The 15,096-nt window shown below is 69.4% G+C and carries 15 protein-coding genes and 1 tRNA gene; 9 read left to right on the top strand and 7 right to left on the bottom strand.

Annotation, left to right across the window (positions count from 1 at the left end):
- Positions 1–19: 19 nt before the first annotated feature.
- A complete protein-coding gene (locus ACT1U9_RS15690) occupies positions 20–568 on the bottom strand; it encodes a helix-turn-helix domain-containing protein (RefSeq protein ID WP_188276699.1) in 549 nt (182 codons plus the stop codon).
- 150 nt (positions 569–718) lie between these two features.
- On the opposite strand from ACT1U9_RS15690, the gene ACT1U9_RS15695 reads away from it, so the two are divergent.
- A tRNA-Ala gene (locus tag ACT1U9_RS15695) sits at positions 719–791 on the top strand.
- 83 nt (positions 792–874) lie between these two features.
- On the opposite strand, the gene ACT1U9_RS15700 is transcribed toward ACT1U9_RS15695, so the two are convergent.
- Positions 875–1,579 carry a DUF5324 family protein gene (locus tag ACT1U9_RS15700; RefSeq protein WP_444538893.1) on the bottom strand — a complete coding sequence of 235 codons (705 nt, stop codon included), beginning with the start codon at positions 1,577–1,579 and terminating at the stop codon, positions 875–877.
- Between the two features lie 348 nt (positions 1,580–1,927).
- Between ACT1U9_RS15700 and ACT1U9_RS15705 the strand changes: the two genes are divergently transcribed.
- Entirely contained in the window at positions 1,928–2,461 is a 534-nt protein-coding gene (locus ACT1U9_RS15705) for a peptidylprolyl isomerase (RefSeq protein ID WP_444538894.1), read from the top strand.
- 130 nt (positions 2,462–2,591) lie between these two features.
- Entirely contained in the window at positions 2,592–3,461 is an 870-nt protein-coding gene (locus ACT1U9_RS15710; RefSeq protein WP_444538895.1) for a rhomboid family intramembrane serine protease, read from the top strand.
- 307 nt (positions 3,462–3,768) lie between these two features.
- Here ACT1U9_RS15710 and crgA read toward each other — a convergent pair whose 3' ends face one another.
- Positions 3,769–4,026 (bottom strand): cell division protein CrgA, encoded by a 258-nt coding sequence (crgA, locus tag ACT1U9_RS15715; RefSeq protein WP_444538896.1) that lies wholly within the window; start codon positions 4,024–4,026, stop codon positions 3,769–3,771.
- A 141-nt stretch (positions 4,027–4,167) separates the two neighbouring features.
- Between crgA and ACT1U9_RS15720 the strand changes: the two genes are divergently transcribed.
- The 6 genes from ACT1U9_RS15720 (at position 4,168) to ACT1U9_RS15745 (ending at position 8,409) form a co-directional block, all read left to right on the top strand.
- Positions 4,168–4,956, top strand: a complete 789-nt coding sequence (locus ACT1U9_RS15720) for a DUF881 domain-containing protein (protein WP_444538897.1) — start codon at positions 4,168–4,170, stop codon at positions 4,954–4,956.
- 20 nt (positions 4,957–4,976) lie between these two features.
- Positions 4,977–5,669, top strand: a complete 693-nt coding sequence (locus ACT1U9_RS15725) for a class E sortase (RefSeq protein WP_444538898.1) — start codon at positions 4,977–4,979, stop codon at positions 5,667–5,669.
- Positions 5,670–5,736: 67 nt separating this feature from the next.
- On the top strand, positions 5,737–5,913 hold the full coding sequence (locus tag ACT1U9_RS15730; protein WP_444538899.1) for a hypothetical protein: 177 nt from the start codon (positions 5,737–5,739) through the stop codon (positions 5,911–5,913).
- Positions 5,910–6,548, top strand: coding sequence for an aminodeoxychorismate/anthranilate synthase component II (locus tag ACT1U9_RS15735; RefSeq protein ID WP_444538900.1), 639 nt, complete (start codon positions 5,910–5,912; stop codon positions 6,546–6,548). The genes ACT1U9_RS15730 and ACT1U9_RS15735 overlap by 4 nt, the downstream gene beginning before the upstream one ends.
- Entirely contained in the window at positions 6,545–7,654 is a 1,110-nt protein-coding gene (locus ACT1U9_RS15740) for a class E sortase (protein ID WP_444538901.1), read from the top strand. Before ACT1U9_RS15735 ends, ACT1U9_RS15740 begins: the two co-directional genes overlap by 4 nt.
- A gap of 20 nt (positions 7,655–7,674) precedes the next feature.
- Positions 7,675–8,409, top strand: coding sequence for a class E sortase (locus tag ACT1U9_RS15745; RefSeq protein ID WP_444538902.1), 735 nt, complete (start codon positions 7,675–7,677; stop codon positions 8,407–8,409).
- A 118-nt stretch (positions 8,410–8,527) separates the two neighbouring features.
- On the opposite strand, the gene pknB is transcribed toward ACT1U9_RS15745, so the two are convergent.
- From pknB to ACT1U9_RS15765, 4 genes are all read right to left on the bottom strand, one after another.
- Positions 8,528–10,525, bottom strand: coding sequence for a Stk1 family PASTA domain-containing Ser/Thr kinase (gene pknB, locus ACT1U9_RS15750; protein WP_444538903.1), 1,998 nt, complete (start codon positions 10,523–10,525; stop codon positions 8,528–8,530).
- Between the two features lie 190 nt (positions 10,526–10,715).
- Entirely contained in the window at positions 10,716–12,170 is a 1,455-nt protein-coding gene (locus ACT1U9_RS15755) for a penicillin-binding transpeptidase domain-containing protein (protein WP_444538904.1), read from the bottom strand.
- Complete coding sequence (locus ACT1U9_RS15760; RefSeq protein WP_444538905.1) at positions 12,167–13,582, bottom strand: FtsW/RodA/SpoVE family cell cycle protein; 1,416 nt, start codon at positions 13,580–13,582, stop codon at positions 12,167–12,169. The genes ACT1U9_RS15755 and ACT1U9_RS15760 overlap by 4 nt, the downstream gene beginning before the upstream one ends.
- 26 nt (positions 13,583–13,608) lie before the next feature.
- Positions 13,609–15,075, bottom strand: a complete 1,467-nt coding sequence (locus ACT1U9_RS15765) for a Stp1/IreP family PP2C-type Ser/Thr phosphatase (protein WP_444539122.1) — start codon at positions 15,073–15,075, stop codon at positions 13,609–13,611.
- Positions 15,076–15,096 lie beyond the last annotated feature (21 nt).

Below are 15,096 nucleotides of genomic sequence, written 5' to 3' on the forward strand. Positions count from 1 at the left end.
CCCCCGCCCGCATCGGCCGTCAGCTCTGGTGCGCCTCGTAGTGGGCGACCGCCTCGGCGGTGCGTCCGGCGCCGTACACCCGGAGGAACTCTGCCAGTTCGGGGTGGGCGGGGGCGAGGGTGTCGGCCGCGTCGATGATGTCTCCGGCGGCCGCGACCGAGCGGAGCAGCGACTGGATCTCGCGCACCACCCGGCGCACCGTCGGCGCGCCCGAACTGGTCGTGGTCTGACCGGTGTTGGTGAGCACGGAGCCGCCCTGCGACTTCTTGATCTCGTCCATCCGGTCGGTGGCCTCGGCGGCGCTGACGCTGCCGTCCGCGACCTGCCCCGCCAGGTCCTGGAGGGCCTGGACCCGCTGGACGACGGCCGGGTTGCCGATCTTGGCGCGCTGACCGCTCATCAGCTGGGACAGCATGGGCGCCGACAGGCCGAGGACGGCGGCGAGCCTGGCCTGGTTCAGGCCGAGATCGTCTATCAGCCGACGGAAGAGCGCCCCCAGCGGCTCCCCGTACCAGCTCCGCTGGAGCTCCCTGGCTCTTGCGGTCGCTTCCTGTTGTGCTGCGTCCATTGCGCGTCTCCCCATCGCTTCCCCTTGAGGCGCTTCGCTGTCGCGAACCCCGACGAGCATCTTACGGAGAGTGGTCGCCGACCGGGAGTCCCAATCCTTTTGCGGGATACCCCGTTCCACCCGGTACTCTGGTCTGCGCATCACCGTTCCGGGGCCTTAGCTCAGTTGGTAGAGCGCTGTCTTTGCATGGCAGATGTCAGGGGTTCGACTCCCCTAGGCTCCACAGCACGACGACGGCGGGTGGCGTAGACCCTGGTCTACGCCACCCGCCGTCGTCGTAGGTACGGCCACAAGAAGCCGCAGGGGTCAGTGCCTGCCGTCGCGGTCCTCGGAGCCGTACTCGGCCTCCTCCTCGGCCTGCTTGGCCTCGACCTCGGGGTCCAGGACCGCGCGGTCGGCGCCGTCCACCGAGGAGAGCGGGGGGCGGTCGGCGACCTCGGTGGGGGCGGGGGGCTCGACCAGCCAGTCCGGGTTGGCCTGCTTGTCCCACCACTTCCAGGCGGCGACGGCGCCGCCCGCCAGGACGCCGAGCACCGCGAGGCCCTTGACCAGGCGTCCGGCCCGGGCCCGGCGCTGCTGCTTCTTCGCCAGCTTCTGGATCTGGCGCGGCGACACCTGGCCGCGCAGCGCCGCCAGGGCGGCCGTGGAGCGCGCGATCGCCTCCTCGCGCACCGGCTGGGCGGCGGCGACCGCCTGGCTGACGCGGGGGCCCGTGTAGTCGGCGGCCTGGCGGGCGGCCCGGCGGGAGCGGGCGGCGGCCTGCCGGGCGACCTCGTCGACCTTCGGCGGCACGTGCGGCGCGAGGTAGGCGTCGTACTGGAGGTGGGCCTGGCCGCGCGCCTGCTGGGCGGCCTTGGACACCTTGGGCGCGATCCGTACGCGCGCCTCGTGGGCGTAGTGGGCGGCCTGGTTCCTGGCCGAGTCGGTGTAGGGCGCCACCACTTCCGCGGCGTGCACGATGCTGTCCTTCGCCGAGCCGGTCGCGGCGCGCACGCTCTCCATGCGGGTCACGTGATCCTCCTCCTTGGTGGCGGGGTTCAGGGCGGTGCGGGGCGCTCCAGGGAGATGGCCCCGGAATGAGCACTGTGTCGCCTTTCCACCCATCTCGAAATCATGCCTGTCGGACGAGTACCCGGCATGCGAGGAAAGGCATCCGGGTCAAACGGGGCGGCTTCGGGTGACGCGCGGGCGATAAGGCGCAACGGCGGTGCGAGGGGAGCTCGCGCTCGACAATGCCACGGTTCGCCCACGGGCGCGCCCGTTCTACGGGGATCGACGGGCACTCGCGGCTTTTCCTTGCAGTGGGCCACTCCGTGCGAGGATCGTGGGACGTCAGCGCAGTCCAAAGGAAGGCAGACCGTGGCCGAGCAGCTTTACGCCACCCTGAAGACCAACCAAGGGGACATCGAGATCCGGCTCCTGCCGAACCACGCCCCGAAGACGGTCAGGAACTTCGTCGAGCTCGCCAAAGGCGAGCGCGAGTGGACGCACCCGGCGACCGGCAAGAAGTCCACGGACCGCCTCTACGACGGCACGGTCTTCCACCGGGTGATCGGCGGCTTCATGATCCAGGGCGGCGACCCGCTGGGCAACGGCACCGGCGGCCCGGGCTACGAGTTCGCCGACGAGTTCCACCCGGAGCTGGCGTTCGACAAGCCGTACCTGCTGGCCATGGCGAACGCCGGGCCGGCCACCAACGGCTCGCAGTTCTTCATCACGGTGTCCCCCACCGCGTGGCTGACCCGTAAGCACACGATCTTCGGCGAGGTCTCCACCGACGCCGGCCGCAAGGTCGTGGACGCCATCGCGGGCACCGCGACCAACCCGCGCACCGACCGTCCGGTCAACGACGTGATCATCGAGTCGGTCGTCGTCGAGTCCCGCGAGGGCTGACGCCCGAAACGACCCGTTCGAGGGGAACCAACCGCCCCGCCCGTCCGTATGACGTGACGAGCGGGGCGGCGCGGTGCCGTGGAGCCCGCACCCGAGTACGCCGTACCCGCACCTGAGCACAAGGAGCCCGATGGACCAGGCCAGCCTGCCGAGCTGCTACCGGCACCCGGGCGTGCAGACGGGGATCACCTGCACCCGCTGCGAGCGCCCGATCTGCCCGGAGTGCATGGTCAGCGCCTCGGTCGGCTTCCAGTGCCCGGAATGCGTGCGCGGCGGCTCCGGCACGGGGCACGCGCCGACGGCGAACCAGCCACGCACCATGTCCGGCGCGGCGCTCGCGCCCGGCGACCCGCATCTGCTCACCAAGATCCTTATCGGGATCAACATCGCCGTGTATCTGCTCCAGCAGGCGATCGGGGACAGTTTCACCAACGCGTACAGCCTGATCGGATACGCCTCCATGGAGATCGGCGGGCCGCCGGAAGGCGTCGCCGAGGGGCAGTGGTACCGCCTGGTCACCGCGATGTTCCTGCACGGCGGCATCACGCACATCGCCTTCAACATGCTCAGCCTGTGGTGGATCGGCGGCCCGCTGGAGGCGGCGCTGGGGCGGGTGCGCTATCTGGCGCTGTACTTCGTCTCCGGGCTGGCGGGCAGCGCGCTGACGTACTGGCTGGCCGCCGCGAACCAGCCCTCACTCGGCGCCTCCGGCGCGATCTTCGGGCTGTTCGGCGCCACCGCCGTGCTGATGCGCAAGCTGAAGTACGACATGCGCCCGCTGGTCGCGCTGCTGGTGATCAACCTGGTGATCACCTTCAACCCCTGGGGCGGCATCGCCTGGCAGGCGCACATCGGCGGCCTCGTCGGGGGCACGGTGATCGCGTACGCCATGGTCCACGCGCCCCGCGAGCGCCGCGCGCTCGTCCAGTGGGGGACCTGTGGACTGGTGCTGCTTGCCGCGGTGGTCACGGTCATAGCCAGGACCGCCGAGCTCACCTGAGCCGCGCCGCCCGCCCCCGCCCTGTGCGACCGCCAGGGCGGGCACACGGAGTCGGGCTTTCCCCCAAGGTTGTCCACAGTGTGTGCCGGATCTTGTGCATCCGGTGGGGAACAACTGTGCCCCTTGTCGCTGACCTGGGTTTTCCCAGCAGGGACAAGGGGCGGGCCGTGGGCCGGTGTGGAACAGTGGCAGTCACACCGGCGTCAACACGGCAGAGGTTATCCACAGATCGTCTGACCTTTTCCCCAGTGTGGATAGCGCTGTGGATAACCCGTGGGCAAGGCTTGACGAGGAGGCTGCGGAAGGGCTACTTCCACTGCGTGGAGACACCGAAGCCGCCGGCGATGAAGCCGAAGCCGACCACGATGTTCCAGTTCCCGAAGGCCTTCAGCGGCAGGTCGCCCTCGGTCACGTAGAAGAGGACGATCCAGGCGAGCCCGATCAGGAAGAACGCCAGCATCACCGGGGCCACCCAGCCCCGGCTGCCCAGCTTGATGGCGGTGGCCTGCTTGGCCGCCGGCGGCGGCGTGAAGTCGGCCTTCTTGCGGATACGTGACTTCGGCACGAGGAACACTCCTGTCGATGCGCTGCGTGACCGCGCAGGAACTGATGGCTGGGCGGCGGCGGAGGGGCAACGGGGGATCATTGCTGCCCCCAGGCGTCCGTTAGCGTAGTGCTTCCGTGGCGCCGAAGGAGTAAGGGTACGTTGAGCAATTCCGCCGACACCCCACAAGGGCTCCCTGATGAGCCCGCCGGGCCTGGCCGCCGCTTCCGCGCCCGCCCCGTCCGGCTGCTCTCCGCCGCCGTCTTCGCGCTGGCCGGACTGATCTTCGTCACCAGCTTCAACACGGCCAAGGGCACCAACATCCGCACCGACGCCTCACTGCTGAAGCTCTCCGACCTGATCCAGCAGCGCAGCCACAAGAACGCCGAGCTCGACCAGTCCACCGCCACCGTCCGCGACGACGTCGACGCCCTCGCCCGGCGCGACAACGGCTCCACCAAGGCGCAGGACCAGCAGCTGGCCGCCCTCAAGGACGCGGCGGGCACCGAGAAGATCGCCGGCAAGGCGCTCACCGTCACCCTCAACGACGCCCCGCCCAACGCCACGGCCGCCCCCGGCTACCCCGCCCCGCAGCCCAACGACCTGGTCATCCACCAGCAGGACCTCCAGGCCGTGGTGAACGCCCTGTGGCAGGGCGGCGCCAAGGGCATCCAGGTCATGGACCAGCGCCTCATCTCGACCAGCGCCGTGCGCTGCGTCGGCAACACGCTGATCCTCCAGGGCCGCGTCTACTCGCCCCCGTACAAGGTGACCGCCGTCGGCGACACCGGGAGGCTGCGCCAGGCGCTCACCGCCTCCCCGGCGATCCAGAACTACCAGCTGTATGTGAAGGCGTACGGGCTCGGCTGGAAAGTCGACGAGCACAAGGCGATGACTCTGCCCGGCTACTCGGGCACAGTGGATCTCCACTACGCGAAGCCGGTGGGATAGCGCGGGGAGGGGGCGGGCCGGTGTCCGTTGTCTCGGTGCGGCTGGTCGTCAGGACGTTCAGCGAGCTGTGCATCACGGTCGGCGCCCTGATCGTCCTCTTCGTCGTGTACGTCCTGTACTGGACCGGGGTGAAGGCGGACAGCGCCGCCAACAGCCAGATATCCGCCCTGCACCACCAGTGGGCGCGCACGCCCGCCGCCGGCGCGCCCCAGCACCCCTCGCCGCCCGCCCCCGCCCCGTACACCGGCGGAAAGTCCTTCGCCGTCATGTACATCCCCCGGCTCGGCGAGGACTGGCACAAGCCCGTCCTGGAGGGCACCGGGGTGAAGGACCTCCAGAAGGGCCTCGGGCACTACGCCTCCACCGCGCGCCTGGGGCAGCCGGGCAACTTCTCGGTCGCCGGGCACCGCCGCACCTACGGCGACCCGTTCAAGGACTTCCCGGAGCTGCGGCCCGGCGACGCGGTGGTGCTCACCGACGGGACGACCTGGTTCACGTACCGCATCGACAACAAGCCGTTCCGGACCCTGCCGAGCGATGTCGGCGTCATCGACCCGGTGCCCGCCGAGTCGCCGTTCCGCTCGCCCGGCAGCTATCTGACGCTCACCACCTGCGATCCCGAGTGGGGAAGCAGCCACCGGCTGATCGCCTGGGGGCACCTCGACTCCACCCGGCCCGTCGCCCAGGGCAAGCCCCAAGCTTTGGCCAGCTGACCCCGCGCCCACAGCCGTGCCCCTTAGTCTGGTGCGGTAACGATCGTCGGAAGGGACAGCGGACCGCATGTACGGCTGGATCTGGCGGCATCTGCCGGGCAACGCGTGGGTACGGGCGTTCACTTCGCTCGTACTCGTACTCGCGATTGTCTATGTGCTCTTCCAGTACATCTTCCCGTGGGCGGAGCCGCTGCTGCCGTTCAACGATGTCACCGTCGACCAGGGGTTGGGAGCAGCCCGGTGAGCGCACGCGTTCTCGTCGTGGACAACTACGACAGCTTTGTCTTCAACCTGGTCCAGTACCTGTACCAGCTGGGCGCCGAGTGCGAGGTGGTACGCAACGACGAGGTGTCCCTGGCGCACGCCCAGGACGGCTTCGACGGCGTCCTGCTCTCCCCCGGCCCCGGCGCGCCCGAGCAGGCCGGCGTCTGCGTCGACATGGTGCGCCACTGCGCCGACACCGGGGTGCCGGTCTTCGGCGTCTGCCTCGGCATGCAGTCGATGATGGTCGCGTACGGGGGTGTGGTCGGCCGCGCTCCCGAGCTGCTGCACGGCAAGACCTCGCCGGTCCTGCACGAGGGCTCCGGCGTCTTCCAGGGCCTTCCCTCGCCGTTCACCGCGACCCGGTACCACTCGCTGGCCGCCGAGCCCGCCACGCTCCCCGCGGAGCTGGAGGTCACCGCGTGGACGGCCGACGGGATCGTGATGGGGCTGCGCCACCGTGAACTGCCGGTGGAGGGAGTCCAGTTCCACCCCGAGTCCGTCCTGACCGAGCACGGCCATCTGATGCTCGCCAACTGGCTGGTGCGGTGCGGGGACATGGGAGCCGTCGAGCGGTCGGCAGGCCTGGCACCGGTGGTGGGCAAGGCCGCGGCGTGACGGCGGTCCGGCCCGAGCACGAGTACGACCCGCTGACGGATCATCCGGCGGGTCGGCACGGGTCGCCGTGGTTCCGGGCCGACAACCTGCCCGAGGCCGAGCCGGAGCCGTACGCGTACGGCTATGCGTCGCAGGCAGCGGAATCCGACGTCTACGCGCGCGTGCCGGAAGTGGCACCGGAAGCCGACACCTACGCGCGCGTGCCGGACGCCGAGCCGGTGCTCGACGAGGCTTCCGTTCCCATCCCGCTCGACGACTCGACCATGGCGCTGAAGCGAATAGCCGAGCCGCCGGCGCCGCCCACCGGGGGACGAGCGGAGAGACGCAGGGCCGCCAAGGGCCGGGGACACCGGGCCCATGCCGCGGCCGCCAAGCCCGCCGCCCCGGACCGGCCGCTGACCCGTGCCGAGGCCCGCCGCGCCGCCAAGGCGCGCAAGGACAGCGCGGCCGTCGTCGCCAGCCGGGTCATCGGCGAACTCTTCATCACGCTCGGCGTGGTGATGCTCCTGTTCGTCACGTACCAGCTGTGGTGGACGAACATACGCGCCCATCAGCAGGCGGGCAGCGAGGCGAAGAAGATCGCGCACGACTGGGCGAGCGGCAAGGCGCCCGGCGCGTTCGAGCCCGGCAAGGGCTTCGCCATCATGCACATCCCCACCCTGGACGTGGTCGTGCCGATCGCCGAGGGCACCAGCAAGACCAAGGTCCTCGACAAGGGCATGGTCGGCCACTACGGCCAGGGCAGCCTCAAGACCGCGATGCCGGGCGACAGGACGGGCAACTTCGCGCTCGCCGGGCACCGCAACACCCACGGCGAGCCGTTCCGCTACATCAACCACCTCAAGCGGGGCGACCTCGTGGTGGTCGAGACGCAGCAGGCGTACTACACGTACGCCATCACCAGCTCGCTCCCGTCCACGAGCCCCAAGAACGTCTCGGTGCTCAAGCCGATCCCGGTCGGCTCCGGGTTCACGGCGCCGGGGCGCTACATCACCCTGACGACCTGCACCCCCGAATTCACGAGTACGTACCGAATGATCGTGTGGGGCAAGATGGTCGACGAACGACCGCGCAGCAAGGGCTTGCCCGACGCGCTCGCCGGCTGACTAGACGACAGACAGGTGCGGTGGCAGTGAGGACCGAGCACGACGAGCAGCAGACCGAAGCTCCCGCCCCGCCGCAGGCGCGCCGCCGCAGCGCGGTCGCCGGGGTCGTCAGCGTCATCGGCGAGCTGCTGATCACGGCCGGGCTGGTGCTCGGCCTCTTCGTCGTCTACTCGCTGTGGTGGACCAACGTGATAGCGGACCGCGAGGCCGCCAAGCAGAGCAAGGACGTGCGCCGCGACTGGGCCAACAGCGGCCCCGGTGCCCTCGACACCAAGGGCGGCATCGGCTTCCTGCACGTCCCCTCGATGCACAACGGCGAAGTGCTCGTGAAGAAGGGCACCGGCACCGACGTCCTCAACGGCGGTGTCGCGGGCTACTACACCGACCCGCTGAAGGCGGTCCTGCCGCAGGCGGGCGGCAACGGCAACTTCACGCTGGCCGCGCACCGGGACGGCCACGGGGCCAAGTTCCACAACATCGACAAGATAAAGACCGGCGATCCGATCGTCTTCGAGACGAAGGACACCTGGTACATCTACAAGACGTTCTCCGAGCTGAAGGAGACGTCGAAGTACAACGTCGACGTCCTCCAGCCGGTCCCCAAGGAGTCCGGTGTGAAGAAGCCGGGCCGCTACATCACGCTGACGACCTGCACGCCCGTCTACACCTCCGACTACCGCTACATCGTGTGGGGCGAGCTGGTCCGCACCCAGAAGGTCGACGACAAGCGCACCAAGCCGGCGGAGCTGAGCTAGCGCCTCGCCTTCCCGGTTGTCCGCACGGGAAGGCCCCGGCCCCGGTCGTACGTATGGGAAAGCCCCGGCCCTCTCGAAAGGGGACCGGGGCTTCTCGCTGCCGACTCGCGCTCGTCCGTCAGCCGCCGGACGGGCCGCCGAACGGGAAGCCGCCGCCACCGTTCTGGTTCTGACCGCCGAGCGTCGTCAGGACGATCGCGGTGGTGGCCGGGTCGGACGGGGTGTTGGCCGCCGGGGTCTGCGAGGTGACCCTGGCCTTCTCGTCGTTCGAACTGCCCGGTGCGAACTGGATGTTGCTGAACCCGGCCGCGTTGAGCATCTCGGTGGCCTGCTTGACCGTCTTGCCGAACACGTTCGGCACGGGGGTCTGCGCGGGCGTCTGCGGGCCCTTGGAGACCTTCAGGACGACCTGGACGTCCTTCGTCTGGTTGGTGTTGCCCTTGGGGCTCTCGTCGACGACCTGGCCCGCCGGCTTGTCCGAGTCGACGTCCTGGCGGGACACGCTCGTGAACCCGAGGCCGTTGAGCTGCGCCACCGCCGCGTTGTAGTCGGTGCCCACGACGTCGGGAAGCTTCGTCGTCTTCTTCTTGGCGATCGAGAGGGTCACGGCGGAGCCCTTCTCGACCTGCTGGCCGCCCTGGGGGTCCTGGGAGACGACCGTGCCCTCTTCCTGGTCGGACTCGACCGTGGTGGTCTTCACGTCGAAGCCCTTGCCGGTGAGGATCTCCTTGGCGTTGTCCTGCTTCTTCTCCGTGACGTCCGGCACCTCGACTTTGGGCGCGCCGGCCGAGACGACGACCGAGACGGCCTCGCCCTTCTTCAGCTTGCCGCTGGTCGGGGTCTGGCTGCAGACGTTGCCCTTGGGCTGGTCCGCGCAGGGCTCCGTCTTGGAGACGGTCAGCTTCAGGCCGACGTTCGTCGTCAGGGTCTCCGCGGACTTCTGGGTCTCGCCGACGAGCTGCGGCACCGGCACCTGGCCGCTGTCGCCGCCTCCGCCGAAGACCGACTTGCCGATCAGGATCGCGCCGACCAGCACCAGGACGCCCGCGAGCACCAGCAGGATCGTCGAGGTGTGCGACTTCTTCTGGCGGCGGCGGTCCGGGCGGTCGTCGTAGCCGTAGCCGCCGTCGTCCGGGTTGACCGGCGGCAGCATGGAGGTCTGGCCCGCCGCGTCCGCCGGGCGCAGCGCGGTGGTCGGCTGGTCCTGGGGGCCCGAGGTGTACGCGTCGTAGCCGCCGTAGCCGACCGAGCCCATGGCGGCGGTCGCGGCGACCGGCTGGCCGTCCAGGCACGCCTCGATGTCGGCGCGCATCTCGTCCGCCGACTGATAGCGGTAGTCGGGGTCCTTGACCAGCGCCTTCAGGACGATGGCGTCCATCTCGGGCGTGATCTCGGGGTCGAAGTTGCTCGGCGGCTGCGGCTCTTCCCGTACGTGCTGGTAGGCGACCGCGACCGGCGAGTCGCCGACGAACGGCGGCCGCACGGTCAGCAGCTCGTACAGGAGGCAGCCCGTCGAGTACAGGTCGGAGCGGGCGTCGACCTGCTCGCCCTTGGCCTGCTCCGGGGAGAGGTACTGGGCGGTGCCGATGACGGCGGCGGTCTGCGTCATCGTCATGCCGGAGTCGCCCATGGCCCGCGCGATGCCGAAGTCCATGACCTTGACCTGGCCGGTGCGCGTCAGCATGACGTTCGCCGGCTTGATGTCGCGGTGGACGATGCCGGCGCGGTGGGAGTACTCCAGCGCCTGGAGGATGCCGACGGTCATCTCCAGCGTGCGCTCGGGCAGCAGCTTGCGCCCGGAGTGCAGCAGCTCACGCAGGGTGGACCCGTCGACGTACTCCATCACGATGTACGGGATGGAGATGTTGTCGACGTAGTCCTCGCCGGTGTCGTAGACAGCGACGATCGCCGGGTGGTTGAGCGAGGCGGCGGACTGGGCCTCACGGCGGAACCGGGCCTGGAAGGACGGGTCGCGGGCGAGGTCGGCCCGCAGCGTCTTCACGGCGACAGTGCGGCCGAGCCGGGTGTCGTGCGCGAGGTAGACCTCCGCCATGCCACCACGGCCGAGCACCTGGCCCAGCTCGTACCGGCCGCCGAGGCGACGCGGCTCTTCCATAACGTTCCAGCCCTCTCCGTCAGTCCCGACCGCACCCGTGTGTGTGGTCCGGCGGTGTGCTGTTCGCGCATACGCTACCGGGCAGCGGTGGCGGATCCGTCCCTGACCGTCAGCTGATACCGGACCGGTACAGGGCGTGAGCGACGTTTCACGTGAAACGTCGACCGTTTCACGTGAAACATCCCGCACGTCACTTCTTGAGCACCGCCTTCATGACGGCCTTGGCGATCGGGGCCGCCAGGCCGCCGCCGGAGATGTCGTCGCGGTTGGCGTCGCCGTCCTCGACCACCACGGCGACCGCGACCGGGGAGCCCTGGTCGGTCTTGGCGTAGGAGATGAACCAGGCGTACGGCTTCTCGCTGTTGTTGAGGCCGTGCTGGGCGGTACCGGTCTTGCCGCCGACGGTGACCCCGTCGATGGCGCCCTTCTTGCCGGTGCCGTCCGTGACGACGAACTCCATCATCTGCTGGATCTTCTGGGCGTTGGCCGCGGTCAGCGGCTGGCTCAGCTTCTCCGGCTGGGTCTTGGTCAGGACGTCCAGGTTCGGCGCCTGGAGCTGGTCCACCATGTACGGCTTCATCAGCTTGCCGTCGTTGGCGACGGCGGCGGCGACCATGGCCATCTGCAGCGGCGTGGCGCGGTTGGAGGCCTGGCCGATGCCCGCCATCGCGTTCTGCGGGCGGTTGTCCTTGGGGTAGATGCTGGCGTCGGCCCGCACCGGGGTGAAGATCTGGTCGTTGAAGCCGAACTTGTTGGCCTCGTCGACCATCTTCTTGTTGCCCAGGTCATCGCTGATCTTGCCGAAGACCGTGTTGCACGAGTACTGCAGAGCGACCTTGAGGGTGGCGTTCTCGCAGGGGATGTTGCCCTCGTTCTTCAGCTCGCTCGTCGACTGCGGCAGCTTGAAGGGCAGCGGCGAGCGGGTCGCCTCGTCGATGCTGGAGTACAGGCCGTTCTCCAGCGCCGCCGAGGCGGTGACCACCTTGAACGTGGAGCCGGGCGGGTAGGTCTCGCGCAGCGCCCGGTTCAGCATGGGCTTGTCTTTGTCGTCGAGCAGCTTCTGGCGGGCGTCCGAGTCGGCCTTGGCGTTGCCTGCGAACACCGACGGGTCGTACGACGGGGTCGAGGCCAGGGCCAGGATCGCGCCGGTGCGCGGGTCCAGGGCCGCGACCGCGCCCTTCTTGTCGCCCAGGCCGTCGAAGGCGGCCTTCTGGGCGGCGCTGTTGAGGGTGGTGACGACGTTGCCGCCCTGCTTCTTCTCGCCGGTGAACATCGACAGCGTCCGGTCGAAGAAGAGCCGGTCGTCGTTGCCCGAGAGGATCTTGTCCTCGATGTTCTCCAGCTGCGAGGAGTCGAAGGCCTGCGAGTTGTAGCCGGTGACCGGCGACCAGATGGTGCCGTTGTTCCAGGCGCGCTTGAACTTGAAGTCGCTGCCCTGGGTCTCCTTGGAGGAGGTCATCGGCTGGCCGTCGGCCGTGATGATGTTGCCGCGCTCATGGGCGAACCGCTCGATCTGGACGCGGCGGTTGTACTTGTGCGCGTTCAGCTCGTCGGCCCGGACGTACTGGAGCCAGTTGTCGCGCAGCATCAGGGCCATGATCAGGAGCCCGCAGAAGATCGCGATCCGTCGCAGGGGCTTGTTCACGGTCGGACCACCTGGGTCATCTCGGCGTCGGGGGACGGGGCGGGGGCGGGCGCGGGGCGCCGGGCGGTGTCGCTGATGCGGATGAGGATGCCGATCAGCGCCCAGTTGGCGATCACGGAGGAACCGCCCTGTGCCAGGAACGGCATGGTCATACCAGTCAGCGGGATGAGGCCCATGACACCGCCGGCGACCACGAAGACCTGGAGCGCGAACGCGCCTGAGAGGCCGATCGCCAGCAGCTTGCCGAACGGGTCGCGGGCGGCGAGCGCGGTGCGCACGCCCCGCTCCACGATCAAGCCGTAGATCAGCAGGATCGCCATCATCCCGGCCAGGCCCAGCTCCTCGCCGACCGTGGAGAGGATGAAGTCGGCGTTGGCGGCGAAGCCGATCAGGTCGGAGTTGCCCTGGCCCAGGCCCGTGCCCATGGTGCCGCCGGAGCCGAACGACATGATCGCCTGGCCGATCTGCTCGCAGGCGCCGGTGGTCTTGTAGCAGGCGAAGGGGTCCATCCAGGCGTCCACACGCAGCTTCACGTGCGGCTCGAAGGACGCCACCGCGACCGCGCCGACCGCCGACATCAGCAGACCGAACACGATCCAGCTGGTGCGCTCGGTCGCCACGTACAGCATGACGACGAACAGGCCGAAGAAGAGCAGCGAGGTACCGAGGTCGGTCTCGAAGACCAGGATCAGGATCGAGACGCCCCAGATCACGAGGATCGGACCGAGGTCACGCCCGCGCGGCAGATACATGCCCATGAACCGGCGGCTGGCCAGCGCCAGCGCGTCCCGCTTGACCATCAGGTAGCCCGAGAAGAACACCGCGATGATGATCTTCGCGAACTCGCCGGGCTGGATCGTGCCCAGGCCCGGGATCGAGATCCAGATCTTCGCGCCGTTCACCGCCGGGAAGAACATCGGCAGGATCAGCAGGAACAGCGCCACCGCCATCGAGATGTACGTGTAGCGCTGCAGGATCCGGTGGTCCTTCAGGAGCATCAGCACCGCGATGAACAGCGCCACCCCGAGAGCCGTGTACAGCATTTGCTTGGGCGCGTCCGGATGGAAGGAGCCGAACTGCCTCTTGGCCAGCTGGATCAGGCGCGGCGACTGGTCCAGCCGCCAGATGATCACCAGGCCGAGCCCGTTCAACAGCGTCGCCAGCGGCAGCAGCAGCGGGTCCGCGTACGGGGCGAACTTGCGCACCACAAGGTGCCCGACGGCCGCGAGCAGCCCGAGGCCGAGCCCGTAACCGAGCATGCCGGACGGCAGTTTGCCGGTCATGGCCAGGCCCACGTTGGCGTACGCGAACACCGGGATGGCGACGGCGAAGACGAGCAGCGCGAGCTCGGTGTTGCGGCGGCTCGGTGCGTCGATCGCGCCGATGGTGGTCGTGTTGGTGACAACGCTCATGGTGTGGAAAGGCCCCCTACGGCTGCCTACTGCTTACCGCACTGCGGGACCAGCTTCTGCTCTTCCTCCGAGAGGCTGGGGCCGGGCGTGGGAGTGGCGGTGGTCTTGGTTGAACCGGGCTTGCCGGACGGCGACGGTGAGGCCGTCGTGCCGGTCTTCGGCGGGTTCTGGCTCTCGGCGGCGCGCCGCTGTTCGTCCTTCTTGCACGCCGACGCCTGCGTCGACAGCTCGGTGATCTTCGCCTGGGCCTTGGAGAGGCTGCTCTCCGCGATCGTCGACTCGACCTGCTTACGCTGGTACGGCGGCAGGTACTTGAGTTCGATCTCGGGGTGGTCGGTCTCCACCTTCGACAGCTTCACCCACGCCAGATCCTGGCTGATGCCCTGGTAGAGCGCGACGTGCTCGTCCTTGGTGCCGACGAAGTACTGGGTCTGCGTCCAGCGGTAGCCGCCGTACAGACCGCCGCCGACCACGGCGAGCGCGAGCACGATGTAGGCGGATCTCCGCAGCCACCTGCCGCGGCGCGGCTTCACGAAGTCGTCGTCCGTGTAGGCGCCGAAGGCGCCCTCGGGCGGGGCGCCGTAGCCGGAGTCGTCACCGCTGCCGGGCGGGCCGAAGCCCCCCTGCGGCGGGGTCGGACGGCCCAGGCCAGAGGCGCGGCCCGCCGGGGTCTGCATCGCCCCGCCGTCGTTGAGCTGGAGCTGGTTCTCGGCGACCGCGCCCACGATCACCGGGGTGTCGCTGAGCTGACCGGCCAGCGTGTCGCCGGAGTCGACGTCCAGGACGTCGGCCACGATCACCGTGATGTTGTCGGGGCCGCCGCCGCGCAGCGCGAGCTGGATCAGCTCCTGCACGGTCTCCTGCGGGCCCTGGTAGCTGGCGAGGGTGTCCTCCATCGTCTGATGCGAGACCACCCCCGACAGACCGTCGGAGCAGATCAGATAGCGGTCGCCCGCCCGCACCTCGCGGATCGACAGATCCGGCTCGACGTGGTCGCCGCTGCCGAGTGCGCGCATCAGCAGCGAGCGCTGCGGATGCGTCGTCGCCTCCTCCTCGGTGATGCGGCCCTCGTCCACGAGCCGCTGCACCCAGGTGTGGTCCTGCGTGATCTGGGTGAGCACACCGTCGCGCAGCAGATACGCGCGCGAGTCGCCCACGTGCACCAGGCCCAGGCGCTGACCCGTCCACAGCAGAGCGGTGAGCGTGGTGCCCATCCCCTCCAGCTGGGGGTCCTCCTCGACCATCATGCGCAGCTGGTCGTTGGCGCGCTGCACCGCCGTACCGAGCGAGGTGAGGATGTCGGAGCCGGGCACGTCGTCGTCGAGCGTGACCAGGGTGGAGATCACCTCGGACGAGGCGACCTCGCCGGCGGCCTGGCCGCCCATGCCGTCGGCGATCGCGAGGAGGCGCGGACCCGCGTAACCGGAGTCCTCGTTGCCCTCGCGGATCATGCCCTTGTGGGATCCGGCGGCGAAGCGCAGGGAGAGACTCATACGCACCTCGCCCGTCGGCTC

The organism is Streptomyces sp. BR1 (genome assembly GCF_052373795.1).
Lineage (GTDB): Bacteria > Actinomycetota > Actinomycetes > Streptomycetales > Streptomycetaceae > Streptomyces.

Excerpts from the sequence above, each read along its gene's own strand:
- ACT1U9_RS15690 (WP_188276699.1), bottom strand. The coding sequence starts at position 568 with ATGGACGCAGCACAACAGGAAGCGACCGCAAGAGCCAGGGAGCTCCAG.
- ACT1U9_RS15710 (WP_444538895.1), top strand. The coding sequence starts at position 2,592 with ATGGACCAGGCCAGCCTGCCGAGCTGCTACCGGCACCCGGGCGTGCAG.
- ACT1U9_RS15730 (WP_444538899.1), top strand. The coding sequence starts at position 5,737 with ATGTACGGCTGGATCTGGCGGCATCTGCCGGGCAACGCGTGGGTACGG.
- pknB (WP_444538903.1), bottom strand. The coding sequence starts at position 10,525 with ATGGAAGAGCCGCGTCGCCTCGGCGGCCGGTACGAGCTGGGCCAGGTG.
- ACT1U9_RS15760 (WP_444538905.1), bottom strand. The coding sequence starts at position 13,582 with ATGAGCGTTGTCACCAACACGACCACCATCGGCGCGATCGACGCACCG.
- ACT1U9_RS15765 (WP_444539122.1), bottom strand. The coding sequence starts at position 15,075 with ATGAGTCTCTCCCTGCGCTTCGCCGCCGGATCCCACAAGGGCATGATC.